At 54.8% G+C, this 26533-nt stretch carries 23 protein-coding genes; 5 read left to right on the top strand and 18 right to left on the bottom strand.

The genetic code is table 11. From position 1 onward, the window contains the following. Positions 1 to 89: 89 nt before the first annotated feature. The 3 genes from K2H17_RS01900 (at position 90) to K2H17_RS01890 (ending at position 2902) form a co-directional block, all read left to right on the top strand. Complete coding sequence (locus K2H17_RS01900; RefSeq protein ID WP_300130739.1) at positions 90 to 713, top strand: HAD family phosphatase; 624 nt, start codon at positions 90 to 92, stop codon at positions 711 to 713. A gap of 287 nt (positions 714 to 1000) precedes the next feature. Beyond that, positions 1001 to 1933, top strand: a complete 933-nt coding sequence (ribF, locus tag K2H17_RS01895; RefSeq protein WP_300130738.1) for a riboflavin biosynthesis protein RibF — start codon at positions 1001 to 1003, stop codon at positions 1931 to 1933. Positions 1934 to 2629: 696 nt separating this feature from the next. Further along, positions 2630 to 2902 carry a hypothetical protein gene (locus K2H17_RS01890; RefSeq protein WP_300130736.1) on the top strand — a complete coding sequence of 91 codons (273 nt, stop codon included), beginning with the start codon at positions 2630 to 2632 and terminating at the stop codon, positions 2900 to 2902. Between the two features lie 179 nt (positions 2903 to 3081). On the opposite strand, the gene K2H17_RS01885 is transcribed toward K2H17_RS01890, so the two are convergent. From K2H17_RS01885 to K2H17_RS01850, 8 genes are all read right to left on the bottom strand, one after another. Beyond that, entirely contained in the window at positions 3082 to 3726 is a 645-nt protein-coding gene (locus K2H17_RS01885) for an O-methyltransferase (RefSeq protein WP_300130733.1), read from the bottom strand. Next, complete coding sequence (locus K2H17_RS01880) at positions 3723 to 4145, bottom strand: type II 3-dehydroquinate dehydratase (protein WP_300130730.1); 423 nt, start codon at positions 4143 to 4145, stop codon at positions 3723 to 3725. The genes K2H17_RS01885 and K2H17_RS01880 overlap by 4 nt, the downstream gene beginning before the upstream one ends. Positions 4146 to 4184: 39 nt before the next feature. Next, positions 4185 to 4472 (bottom strand): hypothetical protein, encoded by a 288-nt coding sequence (locus tag K2H17_RS01875; RefSeq protein ID WP_300130728.1) that lies wholly within the window; start codon positions 4470 to 4472, stop codon positions 4185 to 4187. Positions 4473 to 4476: 4 nt separating this feature from the next. Continuing rightward, entirely contained in the window at positions 4477 to 5511 is a 1035-nt protein-coding gene (locus K2H17_RS01870) for an NAD(P)-dependent oxidoreductase (protein WP_300130727.1), read from the bottom strand. A 28-nt stretch (positions 5512 to 5539) separates the two neighbouring features. Next, positions 5540 to 6883, bottom strand: a complete 1344-nt coding sequence (locus K2H17_RS01865; protein ID WP_300130725.1) for a glycosyltransferase — start codon at positions 6881 to 6883, stop codon at positions 5540 to 5542. Further along, complete coding sequence (locus K2H17_RS01860) at positions 6880 to 8295, bottom strand: TIGR00341 family protein (protein ID WP_300130724.1); 1416 nt, start codon at positions 8293 to 8295, stop codon at positions 6880 to 6882. Before K2H17_RS01860 ends, K2H17_RS01865 begins: the two co-directional genes overlap by 4 nt. A 32-nt stretch (positions 8296 to 8327) precedes the next feature. Beyond that, a complete protein-coding gene (locus K2H17_RS01855; protein ID WP_300130722.1) occupies positions 8328 to 10145 on the bottom strand; it encodes a Na/Pi cotransporter family protein in 1818 nt (605 codons plus the stop codon). Positions 10146 to 10253: 108 nt separating this feature from the next. Further along, positions 10254 to 10679, bottom strand: coding sequence for an HIT family protein (locus K2H17_RS01850; RefSeq protein ID WP_300130720.1), 426 nt, complete (start codon positions 10677 to 10679; stop codon positions 10254 to 10256). Positions 10680 to 10972: 293 nt separating this feature from the next. Between K2H17_RS01850 and K2H17_RS01845 the strand changes: the two genes are divergently transcribed. Then, positions 10973 to 11644 (top strand): Abi family protein, encoded by a 672-nt coding sequence (locus K2H17_RS01845; RefSeq protein ID WP_300130718.1) that lies wholly within the window; start codon positions 10973 to 10975, stop codon positions 11642 to 11644. A gap of 29 nt (positions 11645 to 11673) precedes the next feature. On the opposite strand, the gene K2H17_RS01840 is transcribed toward K2H17_RS01845, so the two are convergent. Beyond that, positions 11674 to 12582 carry a helix-turn-helix domain-containing protein gene (locus tag K2H17_RS01840; RefSeq protein ID WP_300130716.1) on the bottom strand — a complete coding sequence of 303 codons (909 nt, stop codon included), beginning with the start codon at positions 12580 to 12582 and terminating at the stop codon, positions 11674 to 11676. A gap of 193 nt (positions 12583 to 12775) precedes the next feature. Between K2H17_RS01840 and panB the strand changes: the two genes are divergently transcribed. Next, positions 12776 to 13597, top strand: coding sequence for a 3-methyl-2-oxobutanoate hydroxymethyltransferase (gene panB / locus K2H17_RS01835; RefSeq protein WP_300130715.1), 822 nt, complete (start codon positions 12776 to 12778; stop codon positions 13595 to 13597). Between the two features lie 642 nt (positions 13598 to 14239). Here the strand turns inward: panB and ftsZ are convergent. The 9 genes from ftsZ to K2H17_RS01790 form a co-directional block, all read right to left on the bottom strand. Continuing rightward, a complete protein-coding gene (gene ftsZ / locus K2H17_RS01830; RefSeq protein WP_300130741.1) occupies positions 14240 to 15589 on the bottom strand; it encodes a cell division protein FtsZ in 1350 nt (449 codons plus the stop codon). Between the two features lie 167 nt (positions 15590 to 15756). Beyond that, a complete protein-coding gene (locus tag K2H17_RS01825; protein WP_300130713.1) occupies positions 15757 to 17277 on the bottom strand; it encodes a cell division FtsA domain-containing protein in 1521 nt (506 codons plus the stop codon). A 17-nt stretch (positions 17278 to 17294) separates the two neighbouring features. Beyond that, the gene (locus tag K2H17_RS01820) at positions 17295 to 18245 is read right to left on the bottom strand and encodes a hypothetical protein (RefSeq protein ID WP_300130710.1); all 951 of its coding nucleotides are present in this window, start codon (positions 18243 to 18245) and stop codon (positions 17295 to 17297) included. Between the two features lie 85 nt (positions 18246 to 18330). Beyond that, the gene (gene murC / locus K2H17_RS01815) at positions 18331 to 19716 is read right to left on the bottom strand and encodes a UDP-N-acetylmuramate--L-alanine ligase (protein ID WP_300130707.1); all 1386 of its coding nucleotides are present in this window, start codon (positions 19714 to 19716) and stop codon (positions 18331 to 18333) included. Next, positions 19713 to 20831: an undecaprenyldiphospho-muramoylpentapeptide beta-N-acetylglucosaminyltransferase gene (gene murG, locus K2H17_RS01810; protein ID WP_300130704.1), complete on the bottom strand. Its 1119-nt coding sequence runs from the start codon at positions 20829 to 20831 to the stop codon at positions 19713 to 19715. Before murG ends, murC begins: the two co-directional genes overlap by 4 nt. A gap of 59 nt (positions 20832 to 20890) precedes the next feature. Continuing rightward, on the bottom strand, positions 20891 to 22231 hold the full coding sequence (locus K2H17_RS01805) for an FtsW/RodA/SpoVE family cell cycle protein (RefSeq protein WP_300130701.1): 1341 nt from the start codon (positions 22229 to 22231) through the stop codon (positions 20891 to 20893). A gap of 44 nt (positions 22232 to 22275) precedes the next feature. Beyond that, positions 22276 to 23634, bottom strand: a complete 1359-nt coding sequence (gene murD, locus K2H17_RS01800) for a UDP-N-acetylmuramoyl-L-alanine--D-glutamate ligase (RefSeq protein ID WP_300130698.1) — start codon at positions 23632 to 23634, stop codon at positions 22276 to 22278. Positions 23635 to 23707: 73 nt separating this feature from the next. After that, positions 23708 to 24973, bottom strand: coding sequence for a phospho-N-acetylmuramoyl-pentapeptide-transferase (gene mraY / locus K2H17_RS01795; protein WP_300130695.1), 1266 nt, complete (start codon positions 24971 to 24973; stop codon positions 23708 to 23710). 71 nt (positions 24974 to 25044) lie between these two features. After that, a complete protein-coding gene (locus tag K2H17_RS01790; RefSeq protein WP_300130692.1) occupies positions 25045 to 26517 on the bottom strand; it encodes a UDP-N-acetylmuramoyl-L-alanyl-D-glutamate--2,6-diaminopimelate ligase in 1473 nt (490 codons plus the stop codon). Positions 26518 to 26533: the final 16 nt, after the last annotated feature.

The following is a 26533-nucleotide window of genomic DNA, read 5'->3' as shown; positions in this document are numbered from 1 at the left end:
TATGCTCCTTCAATTCAGATCCATATCCACCTCAAAACTTTCGCTCAGATTTTAACTATTGTTATTAAACAACCTCTTATAATATTGCGATGATAAAGAATCTTCTTTTTGATCTTGGCGGTGTGATCATGGATCTTGACCGCAACTGTTGTGTGGAAGCGTTCAAGCGCCTTGGCATGAAAGATCCTGATGAATTCCTGGGTCTCTACGGCCAGAAAGGCGATTTTCTGGCTCTGGAGTCAGGCGAGATCGATGCCGATGAGTTTCACCGTCGCATACGTCCGCTTTTCGGGACCCCTTCACCCACCGACGCTCAGATCGACGAGGCTTTCAATGAGTTTCTCATCGGCATTCCCGTCGAGCGCCTCAAAGCCCTGCGCGACCTGCGCCGCGACTATCGCATCTGCCTTCTCTCAAACACCAACCCCATAATGATGGAAAGCAAGATCGCCGAAGAGTTCCGCAAGGAGGGTCGCGAGCTTGCCGACTATTTCGACGGAGTTGTGACCTCCTATGAAGCCCGTTGCTGCAAGCCCGGCAAGGAGATTTTCGACTATGCCGAGCGCACCTGCGGACTCGTCCCCGCTGAAACTCTGTTTTTTGACGATTCGCAGGCCAATGTCGACGCTGCCCGTTCCTACGGATTCAAGGCTGTCCTCGTCAGACCGGGCGACGAATTCTCCGATCTTCTGCGCGATTTCTGCGCTGAGTAGGGTGAATGTTGCAACACCAGGCATTCCCCCCCCGTAGGGACGCTTTTTAAAGCGTCCTCCGTCAGCTGAGAAACAACCGATTACAATGGAGTGGTTGTTGCAGAACTTGCCGCAATTGCCTTGGAATCAATTGCCTGAAAGAGGACGCTTTGAAAAGCGTCCCTACCGGACCCAATTATGGCGGTTTTGCAACATCCACCGAAGGCAATGGTGACAGAACATGCGGTCGCGCTCAGACGTTAAGTAACAAAACGAACAAACCCATCATCACCCCGATATATACTGAAATGAGAATCATAACCGGAAGTGACAGATCGACCCGACGCATCGCAGCCGTCGGGATGTATGACGGCGTCCATCTTGGCCATAAGTTCCTTATCGACTACCTCAGGCTCGAAGCCGCCTCGCGCGGACTGACTCCGTCGGTGATCACCTTTTCGCGCCATCCGCTGTCGCTCGTGCGTCCGCTTGAGGCTCCCGGTCTGCTCACTCCTCTCAACGACCGTCTGCATCAGCTCGGCGAAGCCGGAGCTGAAGATGTCATCATGCTGACTTTCAATGACAGTCTGCGCCGGAAGAGTGCCCGCGAGTTTCTCAATATGCTGCGGCGCTCCTATGGGATCGAGACTCTGGTGCTCGGTTTCAACAACCGTTTCGGCCATGACCGACCGGGTGCGTTTGAGGATTACAAGGCGATAGGTGCCGAACTGGGCATTGAGGTTGTGGCTGCGCCTGAATACCGTGGGGCGGGTTCGCCCGTAAGCTCGTCGGTCATCCGCCACCATCTGCTCAGCGGATCTCCAGAGAAAGCCGCTGAGGCCCTCGGACATCCTTACAGACTGCGCGGCATCGTCACCCACGGTGAGAGTCTTGGCCGCACCATCGGTTTCCCGACTGCCAATGTCAGTCCTTCCGATGCTGATTCACTCATCCCGAAGGCCGGTGCTTATGCGGCTTTTGTGACTACTCCTGACGGAGTTCGCCGTCAGGCTATGGTCAATATCGGTTTCCGGCCCACGGTCTCCGATCCCGATGCTCAGGGTCGGCTCTCGATCGAGGCCAATATCTTTGATTTCATCGGTTATCTTTACGATGAGGAGCTTTCGGTGGAATTCATCTGTTTCCTGCGCCCCGAAAAGCGCTTTTCGTCACTTGAAAAGCTGACCGAACAGTTGAAAGCCGATGCGGCCAAGGCCCGGAAAATCCTCTCCCGCACCTGAACCTTGTCTTTAAAACAATGCCGATTTCCTCCGTTTTTAGAATGATTCGTAAATCGGTGTCCTCAGCCGGACACCGCAACGGGGTTAACTGACTTCCCCGCGACACCTACGCTAATCGCTTCGGTGTCACGGGCTACGAAGAAATCGACGTCCTGCCGGACGTCCCATTCGCGATTCATCAGATCCGCCCTGGCGTCCGTGAGGACGCTGGTTTACTCATAGCCCCCGACACCGTGCGTTAGCGCATAGGTGTCGGGGGTAAATATGTCCCCAACAAATAAGATGTCCGTCAGGACATCGGTTTACCGTCGCGCCCCGCCAGTTTATTTCCTTGTATTTGCATTTGTTAATTTATTGATTGTTAAGCTTGCTATTTAATGCGAATTTAGTTATATTTGCGTTAAATTGTTATGCTTGACAATTCGTGCTTATGCTGTTAGTTGATTTGGCAACAGGAGCACAAGCTGCAATCAACAGTGTATTATTCTGGAACCAATTTGAATTGTAATGATAGAAGGAATTCTCCGGCTCATGACATACTTTATAGTAAGTGATTCGGCCGAAAAGCAGATAAAAAGGACGACACCAAACAAATACCTGCGTTTCTTCTTATGGCTGATTGCCGGAATGGGCATTCTTTATCTGTTTGATTTTATTGCAGGCTTGATTAAAAGATTTATTTAACCTATTCCTAACATGCTGGAACTTATACTCGTAGCTGTGCTTGCCACGGTCGCTTCTCTATTCATCGTTTATCACATCGGATGGCGCTTGTCTTCAGCTTTTGCTAAAAAGGCGCTTTTGCATGTCGTGTTTATAAGCACCTTCCTGGCATTTTATGTGCTGTTTGAAAAAACATTGTTTGAGTCCGTTGAAAGCGGCTGGTTGCACATTGATCTGTGGTCCTTGTTCGACAGATCGGATATGCCGGAGGCTTATCCGGTTAAAGGACCGCTCAAGCCTCTGTGAAGCTGTTGATTGAGACGTTTTTCGGCGGAGAGTCATACTGCGTCATCCGCCGTTGCCGGATACGAAAAAAGCTGTCATCCCGACAGCTTTTATTCGTTTTAAACCAATCATTATCACATTTCTTGTATATATGTTAAACACATGGGTGACGGAATGGTTCACGGGATAGCAAAATTTTTTTATTTCCTCTCCGATTTTCTGATCAGCGTCAGGCCGTCGCGCAGGGGGAGTATGACGGTTTCGAGGTCACTCCGCGAGGCCACATAGCTGTTGAATCGGTCGAGGGCGAGGGTCTGGGCATCGTGGTTTGTCTCCGTGTCGGTGACTTTGCCGTCCCAGAGAGTATTGTCGGCGATGATGAAGCCCCCCTGGCGCAGGCGAGGGAGGACTGCGTCGAGATATTCGATGTAGCGGCGCTTGTTGGCGTCGATATAGATCAGGTCCCAGGTCTCGTCGATGCTCTCTACGATCTCTTCCGCATCACCGATATGAAGCGTGATTCTGTCGCCGCCGGGAGCCGAGCCGAACAGTTCGGTCAGTTCCTCCTCCATCTCGTCGTCGATCTCGACGGTGTGCAGACGGCCTCCCTCGCGCAGACCTTCGGCCAGACACAGGGCGGAGTAGCCGGTGTAGGTGCCGAGTTCAAGGATGCGGTCAGGGGAGACCATTGCCGAGATCATCGACAGCAGGCGTCCCTGAAGATGGCCGGAACACATGCGGGGATAGAGATGACGCAGGTGGGTGCGGCGGTAGAGTCGGCGCAGATGGTCGGGTTCGGGCGAGATGTGGGAGAGGATATAGTCGTCTAAGGAATCTGTCTTCATTTCACGTGGCCCATGACAAAGGCCTGTGCGGCCAGGAAATAAGAATTGAGACCGAAGCCGGTGATTGTCCCGCGGCAGACGGGGGCGATCAGTGAGGTGTGGCGGATTGCCTCGCGCGAAGCGGTGTTGGAGATATGGACCTCGATGACCGGTGTGTCTATTCCTGCAATGGCATCGGCGATGGCCAGAGAGGTGTGGGTATAGGCTCCGGCGTTGAGGATCACTCCGTCAGCATCGGTGTGGTGGAGGAAGTCAATGATGTCTCCTTCGTGGTTTGACTGGAGGTATTCGATTTCGTCTCCTTCAAGCATTTCGCGGAGTTCGATGAGATATGACTCGAAAGTGCGCGAACCGTAGATCTTCGGCTCACGGGTCCCTAAGAGGTTGAGATTCGGACCGTTGATGATAAGAAGTTTCATAGGGGTGGTGACGGTTGTTTACAGATGGTTTGGCGGCTGTCAGAGGGCGGCAGCGGCTGGGTTTAGCACAAGGGTCCAGACGGCGGCTGTCGAGAGGGCCATGAGCAGCAGGAGGATCCAGCTGATGTATGATCTGCCTGGGTAGGCGCTCCATGCGAGCCAGCCAGACAGGAGCATATAGAAGGGATAGAGCCAGACGAATGTCTTGACAGCCTCATTGCCGGCGGGGATGTTGGCTGCGAGGACCGGAAAGGAGAAAGCCGGAAGGAGGAAGAGGATGATCAGCAGCGTCATCCACAGCGGTGGTCTTTGCTTGGTCGGACTCATGGCGTCAATTGTTTTTTCTCTTTTTTTCTTCTTTTTTCAGCCGTTGCTGCTCTTCGGTTTCAGTGCGGTAGGCTCTGACTGTGCGTCTGATGCCCTCGCTCAGGTCGATCTGCGGGTCGAAACCGAAATCGCGCCGGGCCTCGGAGATGTCACATGACCAGTTGCGCTGGGCCATGATGTTGTATTTGTCGGAGTTGAGAGTGACTGGCTGCATCTTGGCGGCGCCGTATTTCTCGGAAACCTTGCAGGCTATTTTGAGCGCCCAGAGAGGCAGACGTACAGGGATCACCAGGCGGCGTCCGAGTTCCCTGGCCACTATGCGGCGGAATTCTTTCTGCGAATAGGCTCTCGGTTCGGAGATGATGTATTTTTTGTGGACCGGAGCCTTTTCGATGGCGTCGAAGATGGCGCGGGCAAGGTCTTCGACATAGATGAATGTCAGCATCTGGCGGCGGAAGCCCACGCCGAAGTCAAAGTGGGAGTCGATGCTCTTGATCATCATCAGATAGTCCTGCTCGTGGGGGCCGTAGACACCGGTGGGACGCAGGATGATCCAGGGAAACTCCGCCGGGAGGGTCTGGAGGAGCGTTTCGGCCTTGATTTTCGAAAGTCCGTAGCGGGTGTTGGGCTGCGGGATCATCGAATTGGTCAGCGGGCTGTATGTTTTCTCATCGCCGGGACCGATGGCCGAGAGCGATGACATGTAGATGAATTTGGCGGGATGCTGGTTGTTGGTGATCAGCGCTTCGCAGAAATTGCGCAGATAGATGTAGTTGATCTGGTTGAAGTCGCTGAAGTTGACACACTTCGTGGCGCCGAGATTGTAGACGATATAGTCCCACGTATGATCCCTGAGCTGCTCGGTGAGCTTCTGAGGGTCATCGTAGTCAAGCGTAATGAATTTTAGCGCCGGATCTGTGAGATAGCGGCGCGAAGTGCTTTCGCGCACTCCACACCAGGTTTCATAGCCTCTTGAAAGGGCTTCACGGGCGATGAAGCCCCCGATGAAACCTCCGGCTCCTACGATCAGTACTTTCATCTTTTCGTTGATTGTCTAATACATTATATTATTTCTCCGGGCTGTCTGCCTGCTGTCCTCCGACTATCTCGGAGAAGAGGTCGATGTAGCGCCGGGCTATTACCGGAGAGGCGAAGCGTTCTCCGATCGACTCATGGAGTTTCTGACGCGGAATGTCGGCTTTCAGAGCCCACATTATGCCTTCGGCCAGATCTTCCGTATCCTTGCAGCGGGCGATGTAGCCGTTTTTCAGATGCTCGACCACATCGTTTCTGCCGTCGCCTCCGAACGTCACCGGAATTGCGCCTCCGGCCTGTCCTTCGACCAGTGTGCCCCCAAGAGTCTCGTAGAGCGAGGAGGAAAGGACCACTTTCGCATTGGCACACAGGTAGCGGATGGTCTTGAAATCGTTGACCATTCCGAGCCATCGGTGTGAGAAGCGCAGACGGTCGAAAGCATCCTTGTTCTTGAGGTGGCCGAAAAAGTAGACCGCGGTGGTCGAGGCAATTTCAGGATAGTTGTCAAATATGTGGTTCAGCGCGTCGATCGCGTAGTCAAGCCCCTTGATGGGATCGTCGAGGCGGGCGGCGCCGAAGATGATTATATTCGGTTTTTCTTCTGTGAACAGGCTGTAAAGCTTCCGGTCGCTCGTATGGTAGAACTGTTCGATCGGGAAGGGGTTGTGGATGGTGAGCACTCGCCTGTCATGGAGCAACGAGGAGTTGCGCGCGCATTCTTCGAGCCAGTGGCTGACGGTTACATAGGTTATGGGTACGTCGGACAGCAGTCGGTGTTTCTTTTTCCAGCAGCGGTGCGAGAGGTCGTCGGGCTTTCCTCCGCCGGCCAGGAACTGACAGTCGCCGCATTCACGCAGATAGTGGTCACAGCCGTGGGCATGGTGGCAGATTCCGGTCATGGCCCACATGTCGTGGAGGGTCCACACGATCTTTTTGCCGGCCTCATGGAGCTTGCGTATGCCGCGGACACCCATCAGCCCCTGGTTGATCCAGTTGAGGCAGACGATGTCAGCTTCCTTTACCCAGGGATGGTGGTGTACGTTGAGGGCGAATGATCCGGTGGAGACCTTGAAGAGCTGTCCGTAGTCAAAGCCTACTGCCGGAAGAATCCGCAGACGTTCGAGGCAGAAGGACATCGAGCGCAGGAAACGGGTGTAGATTGAGTCGACGGTCTTTTCATCGGAAGTTTTGGTGTAGACCACCATCCTGGCGTCGATTCCCTGCTGGCGCAGAGCCTGCATGAGTCTGAACGTGACAATGGCGGCACCGCCGAGAGTGTCGGAATGGTTGACAAGAACCACCTTCTTGCCTTTAAGGTTGTCAGGGAGTCTCCAGCCGTTGTCCTGGGGGAGCTCAGTGCTGTTGGTTTGTGTCATTTCTTATTTGAGGCAGTCTCTGAGTCCTTGGCTTTTCGGCCGGCGCGGAGAGAGGGGAAATCTATCTGATTTCCGACGTTGATCAGGGTAATGTTTTTGTCGCGCAGACGTGCTTTGAGGTAGTTTTGGAATTCAGTCTGCTTTTCGGCTGAGAGCGGACGGCTGTATTTTACCAGAGCCATGCTGACGGTGTCGAGCTTCTCGGTCGCGATGTTGCCGAAGACGGCCCGCGTGATGGCTATCTCCTCGACCTGCGGGAAGATCACCTTGAGTTCCGGAGCCATGCGGCCTGAGATTGTGTCGTTGATGCGCGCCAGGGATATCACGCTTCTGAGCGAGTCGATTGTCTGTTGCTGGGCTGTGAGAGATGTGCGGGCGAATTCATAGATGTCGCTCATGCTCGGCAAGCCGTTCCTGAGTTCCGACAGGTCGGGGGAATCGCCCTGGATTATGTTGAGTTTAGCCCCTTCGAGACCGTAGTTCTTGAGCTGTGAGGCCATTGCGAGCTGAAGGGAGTCGGCAGGAAGCACCTTGCCGATAAGGGTGACGGTGATGCTCTTCTCGCCGTGGCTGATCTCTGCGCTCTTGCTGAGTACCTGGGTTGAGGGGAAGTTGAACTGCTGGGCTATGAAGCGGTCGGCGTTGGCCGAGAAGCGCGACTGGCGCAGCATGTTATAGGTGAGGTAGAGCGAGGGAAGGAGTGTGAGGATGGCTACGGTGTAGACGATGCGGCGCACCCGGCGGGAGCGTTCGGGGTTGAGGGAGACCACGGGGTGGTAGTGCATCAGCTTGACACCGATGAAGGTTGCCAGGCCGATGAAGATCGAGTTGATCAGGAAGAGGTAGAAGGCGCCGAGAAAATAGTTGAGCTGGAGAGTGGCGAGCCCGTAACCGGCGGTACAGAGCGGGGGCATGAGGGCGGTGGCGATTGCCACACCCGGAATCACGTTGCCTTTCGATTTTGAGCCGATGGCGACGATGCCGGCACCTCCGCCGAAGAAGCCGATCAGGACGTCATAGATTGTCGGAGAGGTTCGGGCCAGAAGTTCGCTGTGGCCTTCGCTCACGGGGGAGATGATGAAATAGATCGTGGATGTCAGCACACTGAACATCGCGGCCATCACCAGATTGCGCATAGCGCGTTTCAGCAACTCGAAATCCTGCACGCCTACGCCAAGTCCGATGCCGATGATCGGTCCCATCAGCGGGGAGATCAGCATGGCGCCGATGATGACCGCTGTCGAGTTGGTGTTGAGGCCGAGCGAGGCGATGAAGATCGCGAGGATCAGGATGAGCATGTTGGTCCCCTTGAAGGAGACCCCCTCGCGGATGGCGCTTTCAGCTTCGGCCTGCGGCAGCAGATCGTCAGTCAGCGTGAAATAGTTGACAAAATATTTCTTCAGGGAAGGCATTGACTGTCAGTTTCAGGTGGGTAAGATTGGGTTCAGACAGCTTTTTTGCGGAACTGGTCTTTCACTTCATCGACCACATTGATGATGTAGTCGCCGATCTTTTCAAGCGATCCGATGATGTCCATGTAGTAGATACCGGCCTGATATTCGTAGTGATGGTTGTTGATGTTCTCTACGTTGGCCACACGCAGCTGATTGCGCATGTTGTTGATCTCGCGTTCCTGATTGTAGGAATTGATGATGTCGGACTGCTCGGCGGTCTCGAAGTTGCGCAGGAGCAGGAGCATGTTGGTCATGGCGGCCTCGACGGCGATGAACATCGAGTCGATGTTGCGTGAGATCTCGTCGTTGAAGGTCACATGGCCTTCCTGCTTGCGGATGAGGATTCTGGCCACTCCGTAACAGCAGTCGGCTATGCTCTCGATCTCGCTGACGATGCGCAGCATTGCGGCGATGCGGTGTTTGCCTTCGTTTGACAGACGGCCTTCCGAACAACGGTTGAGATAGTTGGCGATCTCGATTTCCATTCGGTCGGAGATCTCCTCGTATTTCTCCAGGCGTGAGAACTGTTTGGTGAATTCGTTGCCTGAACTGTTGTGGACTATGTTCTGGGCCATGCCGATCATCCGCTGGACTCTCTGGGCATAGACCACTATCTCTTTCTCTGCCTGAGCTATGTTGAGTTCCGAAGCGCTCATCAGACCGCCGGCGATAAACTTGAGCTGGAATTCTTCCTCCTCCTTGTGCTTGGCGGGGAGCAGCTTGACCACGACTTTGACATAGAAGCCTGTCAGCCAGATCATGATCGCACCGTTGATGAGGTTGAAGACGGTGTGGAACATCGACAGTCCGAAGGAGACGCTGAACTGCATCTGGGCTATCTTTGCGAGCACCGGATGGCCTGCGGGAAGACTGCCGTCGAAGATGCTGTTGTAGAGCTGCGGGTCGGATAGCTCGATGTCGTTGACGTATCTGAATATGTCGTCAGGATTACCCTGTCCGAGCCATTCGGTGATGTGGACGTTGAGACGGACAAAGGGGAAGAAGACGGCGAGTGTCCAGAGGATACCGAAAAGGTTGAAAAGCAGGTGGCCCATCGCCGTGCGCTTTGCCGCCACATTTCCGCTCATAGAGGCGAGCAGCGGTGTGATGGTGGTTCCGATATTGCTGCCGAGCACCACCGCGCAGGCAAGGTCAAACGAGATCCAGCCTTTCGTACACATGATCAGGACGATGGCGAACGTCGCCGCTGACGACTGGATCACAGCCGTGAGCACCACGCCCACCAGCATGAAGAGCAGCACTGATCCGAAGCCCATCGATGCATAGCGTTCGAGGAAGGCGAACATCTCAGGATTGCTTTGCAGGTCAGGGACATAGTCGCTGATCATGTCCAGGCCCATGAACATCAGGGCGAAGCCTATAAGAAATTCGCCGATTGACTTCTTGCGGCTGGCGTTGGCGAAGAGCAACGGAACCGCGCAGGCAATCAGCGGAAGAATAAATGCGGAGGTGTCGACCTTGAAGCCGAAGAGAGAGATGATCCACGCCGTGAATGTCGTTCCGACATTGGCGCCGAAAATAACGGCCATTGACTGGGCCAGAGTCATGAGTCCGGCGTTGACAAAGCTGACCACCATGACGGTCGAGGCAGAGGAGCTTTGTATAAGTGCGGTTATCACTATGCCGGTTAGCATTCCGGTGAATCGGTTTCGGGTCATTGCCGAAAGGATTGTACGAAGCCGGTCGCCGGCAGCCTTCTGGAGGCCTTCACTCATCACTTTCATTCCATAGAGGAACAAAGCGACTGATCCTAAAAGACACAGGAGGTCAAGGAAGCTGTAACTCATGTAGCAGGTCTATGATATGTGAAAAGTCGGGGAAAGCATCTGTCCCACAGGGGGTGGTGACATCGGTTGCTTTCTCCGACTGCAAATTTATAAAGAATATTTTAATTTTTATAGGGCCGCTTTCATTTTTGCTACCATGTCGGCATATTCTTCGTCGCTGAGGTAGACCTCGCCCGGATTCATGCGGAATGTGCCTCCGTAGTCAGGACCGTCGACATATTTCGGGGCCAGGTGGAAGTGAAGGTGGGAGAGTTTGTCGCTGTAAGCGCCGTAGTTGATCTTTTCGGGGTGGAACACCTGGTCCATTGCACGGGTCACGCGGGTCACGTCTTTCATGAAGGCGTTGCGCTCCTCGTCGCTCAGTTCGAACAGGTCGTTGACATGGCCGTCATAGGCCACAAGGCAGCGGCCGCGGTAGGTCTGCTCCTTGAAAAGGAAAACTCTTGACACGTCAAGCTTGGCGATTTCGATCATCAGATTGTGGAGAGTCTCGTTGTTGGTGCAGTAGAGACAGTCCTTGGGATCACTTTTCATATTTTGCAAAATTTCTTGGGTAAATAGATTTCGGTTTTGTAGAAGCAAAATTAGAACAAATAATCAGAATTTGCAAAACTGATCTTTTACGTCGGTCCGTTCATTTCATGTAGGAGGACTTGGTGTGGCGTCGCAGTGGAAAAGATACAAGAAAAGCCACCCTGGATTATGGGGTAGCTTAAAAAAACTAAACCCTGAGGTTTGTCCGAAGACAGGGACACTCAGGGGATTCCGTTGCAAAGTTAGAAATAGATTCGTAATTTTGCAAATCGCAATACGTTAAAAATCACGAAGTGAAATATTCCGAGTATGAAAAGGCGTTTTCTCCGGCACGCCTCAATAAATATTTAGTCGCTTGTGGCGGTAATACAGCCAAAGCACTGATTCTGTATAGGCATAACGTAAAGTTGTGCCAAAAGTTCTATGGCATATTGAACATCTTTGAGGTAGTGCTTCGTAATGCCATAAATGCTCATTATCAAAGCGTATTCAATGATGCCGAGTGGATGGAGAGTCAGATGCAATCCGGGGGTATGATTGAAAATGCGCCGCAGAAAAATGAGGTGCTTCGGATAATCGCTATGCTTCGGCAAAACGGACGATATACAAACGACCGTGTTGTTTCCTCTGTCTCTTTCGGCTTCTGGACACACTTGTTTACGCGACAGCCGTTTAGACTTGGGGGGCAGAACTTATTGCGCATATTTCCTAATCGCACTGCCGGATTGGGCCAAAGGGCGGTGTTCAACGAACTTCAGGAGATAAAGACTTTCCGCAACCGCATAGCTCACCATGAGGCTATATGCTTTGATGAGAACGGTAACATTGACATGGCGGGGACACAGAGCAAATATGCGCTTATACTCAAATATATAGATTTCTTAGGATATAAGAGTAGCCATTTATTTTATGGCATAGACATCTTGCCGGATTCCACCATTGCTAAAATCGAGGCATTGAAATAAATATAGCTATGAATTGTGCGGCGGCCCGTTCAGTTCAGGCTGAGGTGTTCGCGGTATTGGCGGGGGCTTTGGCCGGTCAGGCGCTTGAACAGGCGGGTGAAGTGCTGCGGATACTGGAAGCCCAGGTCATAGGCAATGATGCTGATGTCGTCGGCGCTGGTGGCCAGACGGTGTTTGGCCACGGCAACCACCTGACGTGAGATCATCTCCTGAGCGGTGTTGCCCGTCTCCTTTTTTACGAGATCGCCGAAATAGCCCGGAGTCAGGTTGACTTTCTCGGCAAAATAGGCCACAGAGGGGACGGTATCGGCGCGGCTGTCGCGTTCGAAGTAGGCTTTCAGTTCACGCTCGAAGCGGCTGACAATGTCGGAATTGACCTTGTGGCGCACGATGAACTGGCGGTCGTAGAAGCGGTGGAGATACTCCAGAAGCAACTGGATGTTGGCCGACAGCAGTGCAGCCGAGTGATGGTCCACCGGATGTTCAAGCTCACGTCTGATCTTGTCAAGACAGTCAAGGAAAATGCCACGTTCATCTTCCGAAAGATGGAGCGCTTCCATCTGCGAGTAGTCAAAGAAGCTGAAATCCGAGATCTTGTCGCCCAGAGGGGTGCCGTAGATCAGATCGGGATGAAACAGCAGTCCGACCACATCGGGCGCCACGACATCACGCTTCATCTCCACGTCGATCATCTGGCCGGGCGAAAAACTGACCACAGTTCCCTCCTGATAGTCATAATGGCGCCGTCCGTAGCGAATAGAGCATTCCACACCGTTTTTCAGAAACAGCGCATAGACTCCATACTTGACTCTGATGTGATTGACCGCCTGACTGGCCTGCTTCAGGTCTATGACCGTCACCAGCGGATGGAGCGTAGGCAGTCCGTACAGTTTGTTGTAATCGTCTATCGAATCCAGGTTGATAATCTTCTTTTCCATAAGGCAAATTTAAACATAATTTCCTTGCCTACATGCAAACACCGTGAATATTGGTAGGTAAGCCACGGAAAAAGGGAAACTGTCCGGACAACAGACAGATAAATTTTGTCGGTTTGAGGAATCTTAATACCTTTGTCGGCTGAAATCCGCCTGAGGCGGACGATTTCGAATATTTTTAAATTGGAATAAATATATGTCAACCTATACAGTTGAAGATCCTCGTAAGGTGACCACCCGCCGCCTTATGGAAATGAAGGCCAAGGGCGAGAAGATCGCTATGCTGACCTCTTATGACTATTCTATGGCCCGCCTGGTCGACGAGGCCGGTATGGATGCAATTCTTGTCGGTGACTCGGCGGCAAATGTGATGGCAGGCTATGGCACCACTCTGCCGATCACTCTTGACCAGATGATCTATCATGCGCAGTGTGTGACCCGCGGGGTCAAGCGCGCTCTCGTTGTCTGCGACATGCCTTTCGGTACCTATCAGGGCAATTCTACCCAGGCGCTTGCTTCGGCCATCCGCATCATGAAGGAGAGCAATGCCGAGGCTGTGAAACTTGAAGGTGGCAAGGAGATCATCGAGTCGATTGAGCGCATTATCTCTGCCGGTATTCCTGTCATGGGCCATCTCGGTCTGACTCCGCAGAGCATCAATAAGTTCGGCACTTACAATGTCCGTGCCCGCGAGGAGGCCGAGGCTCAGAAGCTTATCGAAGATGCCCTTTTGCTTGAAAAGGCCGGATGTTTTGCCATTGTCCTTGAGAAGATTCCGGCAGAACTTGCCACAAAGGTCTCTCAGAGCCTTTCAATTCCGACCATCGGTATCGGTGCCGGTGGAGGCTGTGACGGTCAGGTGCTCGTGCTTCAGGATATGCTCGGCATCAACAAGGGTTTCACTCCACGCTTCCTGCGCCGCTATGCCGACCTCGGAACAGTCATCGAGGATGCAATCGGCAATTATATCAATGATGTGAAGAGCTCGGATTTCCCCAACGAGAAGGAGCAGTATTGAGGCCGTCGGCAGGCAGTGGCGTTGCTATCACCACTGTATCGGTTGGCGTATCCACCAACATGTCATTATCCAGTGCCAAGACGCCTATTCTTCTCTACTGCCATTACCGGTTGTGATGAGCCGTTGGCTGCATGATGGCTTCAACGCGTATCGAAGTTGCGTAGCAGCCTAAAGAATCTGATGCGCCGGGGCTGCATAATGGCTTCAATGCGAAGCGAAGCTGCGTAGCAGCCTAAAGAATCCAGGCCACTGCAAGGGCGCCGTAGGTGTCCGCAGCTGTGGTTATCGATACCCCCTCCCCCGAAAAAGAGCGCCGTAGGTGCGAAACATGTGTTGACGTGTTTCGCACCTACGGCGCTCTTATAATGTTATGTAAATTCCATTTTACCACAGCTGCGGACACCTACGGCGCCCTTGCAGTGGCCTGGATTCTACCGACCGCTGACGCGGCCTGCCTTTTGAAGCTCTTGTCGCAAACCGGTCACAATCAATTGTCGCAAACCGATTACAATCAATTTCCTGCCGTAGAAGGGCCGGATTCCACGGCAATTGCGGACGCTTTAAAAAGCGTCCCTACTGCGAATCATGGTTTTGCAACAATCACCCTACCGGTAGAATGGTTCTGTAACACCCTGAATTTCTTTAGCCGAAGCTGAAGGTCTGGGGTGTGGAGCCGGGGGCGCTGTGGGTGGCTGAGAGGTTGGCGCTGCCGTCGAGGGCACCGTTGCGCACGTCGTCCACGATCTTGCGGTCGCGCTTGTAGGTCGGGTATTTTTCCAGAATGTCGCAGACGGCATCGTCGTCGAGCTGGTTGAGACCGAGAACGATTGTCGACGAGCGGTCTTTGCCTTCGGTCAGATCCTTGATTTTGGTCAGGCCGTATTCCTCGGCGAGGCGTTCGTCAGAGACTTCCGGTTCTTTGGGTTTTGCAGGTGCCTTGGGGGCAGGAGGGACTGCGGCGGGAGCGGCCTGACGTTCGGTGCCGACGGGTGTGGAGGGGCGTGAGCCGGGTGTTCCCATCGAGAATCCGAAGCCGCTCGAAGCGCCGCCCGACATGATTTCTTCCTCCTCCTCGCGCAGAGTCACATCGAAACCTGCCGCAAGAATGGTCATCTTCACGCCGTTGCCGAGGTTTTCGTCGAAGCCTACACCCCAGATCACGTCCACATCGGTGTTGATCGAGCCGATGAAGTCGGTGATCTCGCGTGTTTCGCTCATGAGGAACTTCTCTTCGGCGTTGGGGTTGAAGAAGAGGTTGAAAAGCAGCTTCTTGGAGCCGAGAATGTCGCGGTTTTTGAGAAGCGGTGAATTGAGGGCGTCGTGGATAGCCTTTGTCACTCGGTTTTCACCCTCGCCGAAGCCGGTCGAGATGATGGCCGCGCCGCCGTCGCGCAGAGTGGTGTCGACGTCGTTGAAGTCGAGGTTGATCAGGCCGTTGCAGGTGATCAGCTCGGAGATGGAGCGGGCTGCGATCGACAGAGTGTCGTCGGCCTTGCCGAAGGCGTTGAGGAAGTCGAGGTCGCCGTAGATCTCGCCGAGACGCTCGTTGTTGATGACGAGAAGGGCATCGACATGCTTGGCCATCTCGTCGGCACCAGCGATCGCCTTGCGGATCTTTTTCTGGCCTTCGAAGAGGAAGGGGATGGTGACGATGCCGATTGTCAGCAGGCCGCGTTCCTTGGCGATGCGGGCCACGACGGGAGCGGCACCGGTGCCGGTTCCGCCTCCCATGCCGGCGGTGATGAACACCATCTTGGTCTGGTCGTCGAAGAGGGCGGCGATTTCATCGGCGCTCTCCTCGGCGAAGTCACGGGCCTTTTCGGGCTTGTTGCCGGCGCCGAGGCCGTCGCCGATCTCAAGGGTGTGGGGCACACGCGAGTGGCAGAGGGTCTGGTGGTCGGTGTTTATATTTACGAAGGACACATTCTTTATGCCCTGGACATACATGTGGTTGACGGCGTTGTTGCCGCCGCCGCCTACACCGATGGCCATGATGTTGCAGGCGATATCCGAGCCTTCCTGGTTGCTCTTGAATGCAGAGGTGTCGGAGATGTCCTGATTATAGGTGTTGTTCTGATCTTCCATTTTGAGTAAGAATTTTTTAACAGCTTCTGGAGAGAGGTGCTATTGCTCTGCTAAGGGGTGTTATAAAGAATGTGTTAGTTGTCATTGTCGATGTCGTCGTCCTCGACCGGTTCGGTCATGAGGTTGACAAGCCGTTCGCGCACGTTGTTCCACAGCGAGAAACCTTTTTTCTTTTCAGGAGCGGCAGCGGGCTTTTCTTCAGCGGCGGCCTGCGCCTGTGCCTGAGTCTGCGGCTGGGGATAGTTGTGAGTGGCGTAGGTCGGTCTGGGAGCCTGCTGGGGCTGTTGAGGCTGCATCTGCTGAGGCTGCTGCACAGTCTGCTGAGTCTGTACGGGCTGAACGGGCTGCTGCGATTGAACGGGCTGTTGCGGCTGGGTGTAGAGCGGCTGCTGATAGCGGGGTTCTTCGGCCACAGGCACATAGAGCGGTTCCTGCATAACCACCGGTTCCGGACGGCTCAGACATTCCTTGACATCGCGGTCTTTGGCGGCTGCGGCGAGGATGGAGATGACGTCGACGTGGTCAGTGGCGTTGATGCGTCCGTCGAGTATGCGCAGACGGTTTACGGGACTGCCGTAGCGGACCTTCATTGTGGTGAGGTTCTCCAACCGGCGGTCAAAGCCGTTGAGTTTCGATCCGCGGCCAACGAGGATGATGCCTGCGGGCAGCTTGTCGGGAGTCAGTTCGGCATATTTTATCTGCTCGTTGATATTGGCGATGATCTCGCCCGCGCGGGCCGAGACATAGTTGTTGATCTGGCCGAAATCGGTCAGGCCGTTGGTGGGGAGGGCTGCCGGTTCGGGGGTGCTGAGGGCGTTGCCGCCGTCGATCTTAAGCTCTTCGGCGCGTTCTTCGAGATAGTTGAGCGCGGTGATGTCGCGGGTGATGTTGCGTGAGCCCATCGGGATTGTGACCATGTAGAGCAGCACTCCGTTCTTGTAGATGGAAACGGTGGTTGTCTCCGCACCGAAGTCGACGAGCATACAGCCCTGACGCTTCTCTTCGGGATAGAGCACAAGGTCGGCTTCGGCTATATGGCGGACGAACATGTCGTGGACGCCGAGATGGAGTCTCTCGTCAAGCACATGGTTGAGGTTTCTGACGAGCTGATTGCGGCAGCTGATCAGGTTCAGACGGGCCGAGACGTGGGAACCGAACATTCCGACGGCGCGGTTTGTCGGCGAATTGTCCACGCGGAACTCCTTGGGAGTCACGCCGACGATTGTGCGCTCGTGGATCTGATAGTTGAGCGCATCGCGGGTCATGTCGGCGATGAGTTCGCCCGTGATCTCCATTTCGTGGGGCAGACGGCGCTCGATCTCAATGCCCTGGGCCATCAGAGAGCGTCCGCCGACCGAAACATAGACACCGGTCACATTGCGTCCCGGCTCGCGCATCTCCAGACGCTCGATCACGTTGCGGATTGCCGTGGCCGTCTCGACCACGTTGCGTATGCAGCCGTAGCGCACTCCGTCAGAGAGTTTCTCCTCTTCGACAGATTTCACGCTCAGAGTGCCCTGAGGGTCAACGGTGCCGATCGCACCTTTTATTTTCGAGCTCCCGATTTCAAGAGCCACTATATATTTTTCTTCCATGGAGATGTATTGGGTTTTCAGTTGATTTTTTCAGTTTTTGGTTCCGTCTTTTTGGCGGCTGAGTTTTCTTGAGGGGTTTTCCTTGCGGCCGGAATGGGCTTTTCATTGTGGGCCTCCATGCCGGGTATGGTCTGTCCGGGGGCCACGTCGTCGCCCGCGAGCATCGTGCCGGTGTCTACGCTCTCGTCGTCGTCATACTGCACTGTCTCCACCTTCTGCGGTGCTCGCCGGCGCTTGGTGGCCACCAACTGTCCTTTCCATTTGAGCGAGAGGGTGTCATATTTCTCCCATCCCTGGAGGGGGAGCACCTTGGAATAGAATTTTTTCAGCCGTGAGAACTTGTCGTCGAAATGGGCGGGAGCGCCGAAGTTGATGACGTGTTCGCGGATGACGGGCACAAGGATGATGTCTCTCGGCGATTTCACCTTGATCATGGAGATGTAGGAGTTCCAGACCGAGTCATTGGAGATGTAGTTGAGCAGCGGGAGGAGCGATTCAGGGGTGAAGACCGAGTCGGAGGGATCGAAATGGCCCTCGATCACCGGGACATCCTTATGGAAACGGGCGTCGGCCTTGACGCGTTTGCCCGCGCGGTTGATGTAATACGACTCACCTTCGTCGAAGATTCTGGCCACAGGAATGATCGGCGTGGCCGTGATTCTTATTGTCCCGTCGGTGTAGCGGACAACTTCGGCATCCTCGATCTTGTCCATCTCGATGAGGCGGCGGCGTATCTGCTGGGTGTTGATGTTGCCCAGAGCCATTCCCGCAGCTTTGTCGGGGAGGGAGTCAAGCTCGCGAGAGAGTTCGGCGGCAGTGACAAAGTGTCTGTTTCCGTCGGTACCGGCAATTGTGATCTCCATGCCGCGGCAGGGTTCCATGTCCGCCTCGTTGGCGGTCACGGTCAGTGCGATGACCAGATAGGCCACAAGCAGCAGTGATGATATTATTGTGAGGTAGCGCGACATTCAGAGGATGTTTGATGACAAGAGCAAAAAATTGTCAGTGGTTTTGAGATGAATATTGTGTCAGGCGGGGACTGTAAGCGTAAAATCAATCGAGATTCTCAATGATGGCGGGGATGAACGTGTTGATGTCACCAGCGCCGAGTGTCAGAAGAATGTCAAAGTTACGGTTTTTCAGCGTTTCCACCAATTTTTCTTTGTTAATTAAGATTTTGTCTTCGCAGCGGACTTTGTCGAAGATGATCTGTGAGGTGACTCCTTCGATCGGCTCTTCGCGGGCGGGATAGATGTCGAGAAGCACCAGTGAATCGGCTCCTGAAAGAGCGTCGGCGAAGTCGGAGGCAAAGTCGCGGGTGCGGCTGTAAAGGTGGGGCTGGAATGCCACGGTCAGACGGCGGTCCGGATAGATTGCCTTGACGGATTCGATTGACTTGCGGACCTCTTCGGGATGGTGGGCGTAGTCGTCGATGATGACGCGGCCTGTCCCGTTGGCTTCCTTCAGGTGGGTCTCGAAGCGGCGTTTTGTGCCGCGGTAGCTGCTGATTGCCTCACGCACTACATCCGGTTCCCATGCTTCGGTCAGGCAGATTGCCGCGGCGGCTGCCACGGCGTTTTCGATGTTGACTTCGACGGGGACTCCGAGGTTGATGTTGCGGATTGTGCCGCGCGGAGTGATGAGGTCGAAGGTGATGGTGCCGTTGGCCCGGCGGATGTAGCCTGCATGGAAGTCGCCGCTGTCGCGGGAGTAGGTGTAGACTCTGACACCCTCCTGCGGACGGGGTTTGAGCTTGAGGTTTTCGTGGATGACCAGTGCGCCTTCCGGACGGATCAGTTCGGTGAAGCGGGCGAAGCTTTCGAGATAGGCTTCTTCGGTGCCGTAGATGTCGAGATGGTCCGGATCGGTTGCGGTGATGACGGCTACGGTCGGGGTGAGATGATGGAACGAGCGGTCAAACTCGTCGGCCTCGATGACGCTGAACGCCGACTGGGGCGCGAGCAGGAAGTTGGTGCCGTAGTTGAGCATTTCGCCTCCGAGGAAGGCGTTGCAGCCGAAAGAGCCGCTGTTGAGGATGTGGGCGGCAATGGATGAGGTGGTTGTTTTGCCGTGGGTTCCGGCGAAACACAGCGAGCGGCTGTTGCGGGTGATCAGACCCAGCACGGCGGCACGTTTCAGGACCTCGAAGCCGTTGTCGCGGAAGTAGCGCAGCACGGGCAGATCCTCAGGAACAGCCGGAGTGTAGACCACAAGGGTTGTTTCCGGATCGCGGAATGCCGCGGGAATGCTGTCGGCGCTTTCGTCGAAGCTGATTTCCACTCCTTCCGAGCGCAGTTCGTCGGTCAGAGCGGTGGATGTGCGGTCATAGCCGGCCACTTTCTTGCCGGTAGCGAGAAAATAACGTTCGAGAGCGGCCATACCGATTCCGCCTGCTCCTACGAAATATATGTTGTCTATTTTGGTGATATCGTGTTTCATTTCGTGTCTTTGATGGTATTGATGATTATATCTACAATTTTTTCATCGGCGTTTTTAAGCGCCATTTTGCTGATTTCAGCGCTGAGAGCCGAGCATTCGGCGGGGTTCGAGATCAGTTTTTCCAAAGTGGCCGGCAGGGAGTCCACAGCCTGGGAGTCGAGGATCATGACTGCCGCCCCACGAGTTGAAAGTGCTTCGGCGTTGTGGCGCTGATGGTCTTCGGCCACGTTGGGCGAGGGAATCAGCACACAGGCTTTGCCGAGGTTCTGGAGTTCGGAGATGGTGCCCGCACCCGCGCGCGACACGACAAGATCCGCCGCACGGTAGGCCACATCCATGTCCGAGATGAAGGTCGTGGCTTTTACGTTGTCATAGCTTTCGGCGAGTTTCTGGAACTGCGGCGCTCCATAGCGTCCGGTCTGCCACATCAGCCCTACCTCCTTGTCGCGAAGCATGTCAAGCGATGCGGCAATGGCCTCGTTGACAGTGCGCGCGCCGAGACTGCCGCCAACAGTGAGTATCAGAGGCTTTTCCGGATCGAAACCGAGTTTCTTCTTGGCTTCGGCCTGGGTGAGGGTGCAGTTTTCAAGATCGGTCCGCACGGGATTGCCGGTCTTGGTGATAACTTCCGCCGGGAAGAAGCGGTCCATTCCGTCATAGGCCACACAGATGGCTTTTGCTTTTTTTGCAAGAAGTTTGTTGGTCACTCCGGCATAGGAGTTCTGTTCCTGGAGCAGAGTGGGGACACCATGTTTCTGAGCCTGTTTGAGCACCGGTCCGCTCGCGTAGCCGCCGACTCCGACTGCAATGTCCGGACGGAAGTCGCGCACGATGCGGCGCGCTTTGCGCAGCGATTTCCAGAGCTTGAACAGTACTCCGAAGTTGCGCCAGAGGCGTTTGCGGTCGAAACCCGCTACCGGCAGACCCTCGATCCGGTAACCTGCGGCGGGAACTCGTTCCATCTCCATGCGTCCGAGGGCGCCTACAAAGAGGATTTCGGCCTCCGGAAAACGTCGCCTGACGGCGTTGGCAATCGAAAGAGCCGGGAAAATGTGGCCTCCGGTACCTCCGCCGGAGATCAGCACACGCTTTATTTTAATCTGTTCTTCATTCATGTGGCGATAAATAAAGAGATTGATGATCAGTGCATTCTGTGAAGTGGTCCGCTAAGATTCTACAACTGCATCTGGTTTTCAGCACCGAACTGTTCGGGCAGGGCGTCGATTTCGTCGCGGATGTCCTGTTTCTTGCCGCCCTGGCGTGTTGCCGTGCGGCTGATTGAGAGCATTATGCCGAAGGCTATGGCGGTTACGAGGATCGAGGTGCCTCCCTTGGATAGCAGCGGGAGCGGCTGACCGGAGACGGGGAAGACGCCGGTCACAATGGCGATGTGGAAGAGCGCCTGGAAGGCGATCATGACCGCCATACCAATGACAACAAGCGCGGGGTAGGTTCGGTTGCAGTGCGATGCGATTCCTGAGGCGCGTCCGAGCAGCCAGAGGTAGAGCATGAGCACCACAAGGCCGCCGATCAGACCGAGTTCCTCGACGATGATGGCGAAAATATAGTCGGAGAAGGCCAGTGGGAGGCGAGAGGCCTCGCGGGAGTTGCCGGGGCCTACGCCGTGGATGCCTCCGTGGGCCTGGGCCATGTAGGAGAGAATTTCCTGACGGTTCTTGCCTACTGCGGGGATGTCCCATTTGGGTATCGAGTCGTTGTTATGGCGCTGGATACGGGCCATCCAGGTGTCGAGACGCGATGGATTTTTCTTTGCGGTCCCATCGGCCACCATCTCGATCTCCTGCTCTGCATCAGCCGGGATATCCTTTGACCGCGAGTCACTCCAGTATAGATAGATGCCGAAAAGGGCGCCAAGCGCCAGATAGGCGAGCGTCAGCACAAACAGATGGGAGAATTTCACGCCGCCGACAATCATCATCGAGTAGCTGATGGCCAGAAGCAGCAGAGTATTTGTCAGGCCCTGTTCGATCAGCAGTCCGCTGAGCAGCAGGACAATCGCGCCGGAGTATTTTACGGCGTTCGACGTCACACCGACCTTTTTGGTATTGGGATTCCAGGTCATGACAAGGGCTATCAGCAGCACTGCCGACAGTTTGACCATCTCAGCCGGATAGATGCCTATTCCGAGTATGGTCAGCGACCGGCGGGCGCCGTTGACGATTTCGCCGAAAAACATGACGTAGACCATCATGGCCACGCTGACAAGTGCGAAACCGAGGGTGAAGGGGATAAAGTCGGAGTAGTGGCGCTTGGAGAGGAACCATACGACGAAGGTGCCACCGGCAAGCATCACAAGATGACGCAGAATCGGGCCCATCACTCCGATCGAGGAGCCTGCCACTTCGCGCGATGATGCGCTGTACAGCTCGATGATCGAGATGATGCAGAGGCCGATGAAGATGCCCCAGATGTGTTTGTCGGCTTTGGCGACGGCTTTGGGTTTGGCCGTTGAGTGTTCGCCGGATGAGGATATTGTCTGACTCTGGACTGCCATGAACTTATGGAGAGGATGGGGGATTAGGGATTCGGTTCTGTTTCTTATTTAGATTCGAGTTTGCGGACTTCGGCCTTGAATTGGCGTCCACGGTCCTCGTAGCTGCTGAAAAGGTCGAAGCTGGCGCAGCAGGGGGAGAGGAGCACGGTGTCGCCCGACCGGGTGATGGCTGCGGCTGTCGAAACGGCTTCTTCGATCGAATGGGTGTCATGGATCTCAGGAACTTCTCCGGTGAAGAAGTCGAGGAGTTTGGTGTTGTCCTTGCCCATGCAGATGATGGCCTTTACTTTTTCCTTGACCAGCGGAAGGATTTCGGAGTAGTCGTTGCCCTTGTCCTTGCCGCCAAGGATTAGCACGGTGTCGGCGGGCATTGATTCCAGCGCATACCAGCATGAATTGACGTTGGTTGCCTTGGAGTCGTTGATGTAGCGGACGCCGTTGACTGTCGCGGTGTATTCCAGACGGTGTTCGACTCCTTCGAAATCGCCGAGAGCGCCGCGGATCTCCTTCTTGTCGATGTCGAGCAGACAGGCCGAGAGGGCGGCTGCCATCGAGTTGTAGAGGTTGTGGAGGCCGTTGAGCGAGAGTTCGGCACGGGGCATTTTCAGGGATGTCTTCGGAGTGTCGATGATGAGCGATGCTTCGTCGCTGTCGTTGTCAACGTAGGCGTGGCAGCCCGGCTCGCGGTGTTCGGCAAAGGGATAAAGTGTGGCCTCGGTGCGTATGCGTTCGAGCTGGCTGGTGATGACGGGGTCGTCCTGCCAGTAGATGAACGCGTCCTGAGGGGTCTGGTTGTTGAGGATGCGGAACTTGGCGTTGATGTAGTTCTGCATCTTGTAGTCGTAGCGGTCGAGGTGGTCGGGAGTGATGTTGAGGATCACAGCGATGTTGGCGCGGAAGTCATACATGTTCTCCAGCTGGAAGCTCGAAAGCTCGATGACGTAGACGTCATGCTTCTCGCGGGCGACCTGGAGGGCCATGCTGCGGCCTACGTTGCCTGCCAGACCGACGTTGATTCCTGCGTTCCTGAGGATATGGTAGGTGAGCAGCGTTGTGGTTGTCTTGCCGTTGCTGCCTGTTATGCAGACCATTTTCGCATCCGTGTAGCGTCCGGCGAGTTCGATTTCGGAGATTACGGGGATGCCTTTTTCCGCGATGGCTTTCATGACAGGAGCTGTCGGGGGGATGCCGGGGCTTTTGACCACCTCGTCGGCCGCGAGAATGCGCTCCATCGTGTGGCCACTCTCTTCCCATTCGATTCCTTCATCGTCGAGCATACGGCGATAATGTGCGGCTATGGTTCCATAGTCGCTGAGAAAAACATTCATTCCTTTTTCCTTGCCGAGGATGGCGGCGCCGACACCGCTCTCACCTCCGCCGAGTATGACGAGATTTTTTGCCATTTTTATGCTGTTGTTAGCTGTCACTATATATTTATATGTCACTATATATTATATATGTGTAGTGCGACGGGTATTATCTGATTTTGAGGGTTACGAATGTGATCACTGCGAGGAAGATCCCGATGATCCAGAAGCGAGTGACGATCTTGGGTTCCGGGATGGCCCGCAATGGAGCCTGGATCAGGGCCTCGATGCCTGAATTGCCGGGTTTCTGGTAGTGGTGGTGGAGTGGTGTCATCTTGAAGATGCGCCGTCCCTTGCCGTATTTGCGTTTGGTGTATTTGAAATAGGCCACCTGGAGCATCACCGAGAGGTCTTCGACAAAGAAGATCGCACAGAGTATCGGGATCAGCAGTTCCTTGTGGATGAGGATGGCGAAGACGGCGATGATGCCGCCGATCGTCAGCGATCCGGTGTCGCCCATGAATACCTGGGCCGGATAGGCGTTGTACCAGAGGAAGCCGATCAGCGCCCCGATGAAGGCCGACATGAACACCACGAGTTCCGACGATTGCGGTATGTACATGATGTTGAGGTAGGTTGAGTAGATCACGTTGCCTCCCAGATAGGCCATGATCGCCAGGGCCACGCATATTATCGCCGAGGTTCCGGCGCAGAGGCCGTCAAGTCCGTCGGTCAGATTGGCGCCGTTGCTTGTCGCCGCCACGACGACGATGACCACGAATATGAACACTATCCATCCGCCGGCCTGGGCATAGTCGCCCATCCATTGGGTCAGGTAGGCATAGTCGAAGTTGTTGTTCTTGACGAAGGGGATTGTGGTCTGCGTCGACTTGACATCCTGACTTTCGCTTGCCATGATGGTCTCGGTATTTTCTTCCGAATAGGTGACAGGGATGATCTCACGCTGGGTGATGTCAGGGCTGAGATACATGGTCAGACCGACGATCAGTCCGAGACCGACCTGGCCGATGATCTTGAATTTCCCTTTCATGCCCTCCTTGTCGTGTTTGGCTACCTTTATATAGTCGTCACAGAAACCGAGGGTGCCGAGCCAGACGGTGGCTATCAGCATCAGGATCATATAGATGTTGCTCAGGTCGCCGACGAGCAGACAGGGAATCAGGATGGAGATGATGATGATGACTCCACCCATTGTCGGGGTTCCGGTCTTCTGCATCTGTCCTTCCAGACCGAGATCGCGGATGATCTCCCCGACCTGCATCAGTTGCAGACGGTCGATGATCTTGCGACCGAATACCAGAGCGATGAAAAGCGAGAGCAGCAATGCGGCGCCGGAACGGAAGGTGATGTAGGTCATCAGTCGCGATCCGGGGATATGGCTGTCTTGCAGAAGGTCAAAAAGATAATAAAGCACTTCAAATAAGTTTTAACTCTTGTTATTAAACACCCCTTTGGAGGGTTTTCGTCAGTTCATTAACACCTTTCCTACTGTTTGGGTTTGGATTCGGCGGCGATAATCTCGCGGACCACCTCACGGTCATCGAAGTGGTGTTTGACACCCTTGATCTCCTGATAGTCCTCATGGCCTTTGCCTGCGATGAGGATCACCGAGCCTTTTGAGGCGAGCGATGCTGCGGTCCTGATTGCCTGGCGGCGGTCAGTGATGTGGAGTGTGCGGGTGCGGGCTTCCTCGTCGAGACCTTCCTCCATGTCGCGGAGAATCTCTTCAGGCTCCTCGAAACGGGGGTTGTCGGAGGTCAGGATCAGGCGTTCGCTGCGGGCTGCGGCCTCGCGGGCCATGATTGGGCGTTTGCCTTTGTCGCGGTTGCCGCCTGCGCCGACCACGGTGATGATCTCGCCCTGACGTCCGATCACCTCGCGGATGGCGTTGAGCACGTTGACAACAGCGTCAGGTGTATGAGCGTAGTCCACGATCGCAGTGTAGCCTTTGGGCGAGTGGAAGGCCTGGAAGCGTCCGGCCACGGGAACGAGACGTGACATCTCGCGCAACACATCCTCCTTCTCCCATCCGATCAGGATGCAGGCGCCGTAGACGGCTGTGAGATTGTAGGCGTTGAATTTGCCGGTGAAGAGGAGTTCGACCTCATGTCCGTTGAGGCTCAGAAGAGTGCCGTCGAGACGCGATTCGACGATGCGCCCGCGGAAGTCGGCCTCGGAGCGCAGCGAGTAGGTCAGACGGCGTGCGCGGGTGTTCTGGAGCATGATCTCTCCCACTTTGTCGTCGGCGTTTGTCAGCGCGAATGATCCGGCGGGGAGCATATCGAAGAATTTCTTCTTGGCGGCGAGATAGGCTTCGAATGTCTTGTGATAGTCAAGATGGTCGCGGGTGAGATTGGTGAAAATTCCACCCTCGAAGTGGAGTCCGGCTATACGCTGCTGGTCGGCTGCATGGGAGCTTACTTCCATCGCGGCGTATTCACATCCGGCTTCGACCATGCGGTGGAGAAGCTCGTTGATGGTGAGCGGGTCGGGGGTTGTGTGGTCGGTCGGATAGGCTGTGTCGTCGACGTAGTTGCACACAGTCGAGAGCAGCCCGGCCTTGTGGCCGAGCAGACGGGCCATCTCGTAGATCAGAGTGGCGGTTGTCGTCTTGCCGTTGGTTCCGGTGACTCCGACAAGTTTCAGTTTGCGCGAGGGGTTGTCCCACCACTGTGAGGCGAGATAGCCCAGAGCGACCGGCGAGGAGGGGACAACGATGTAGGTGACATGCGTCGAGAGGTCTTCGGGAAGTTCCTGACAGACGATGGCAGTGGCCCCTTTCTCGATGGCCATGGGGATGAACTTGTGGCCGTCGACGCTGACGCCTGGAACTGCCACGAAGAGAGTCCCTTCACTCACTTGACGGGAGTCTGATGTCAGGCCCGAAATCATTTTTTCGTCGCTGCCGATGACTTTGATGGTTTGCACCGGAGCGAGCAGTTCGTTGAGCTTTTTCACCTTAGATTATATATAT

The sequence above is a fragment of the Duncaniella sp. genome (assembly GCF_029054785.1).
Lineage (GTDB): Bacteria > Bacteroidota > Bacteroidia > Bacteroidales > Muribaculaceae > Duncaniella.
This window is presented reverse-complemented; position numbering and strand designations above follow the sequence as displayed.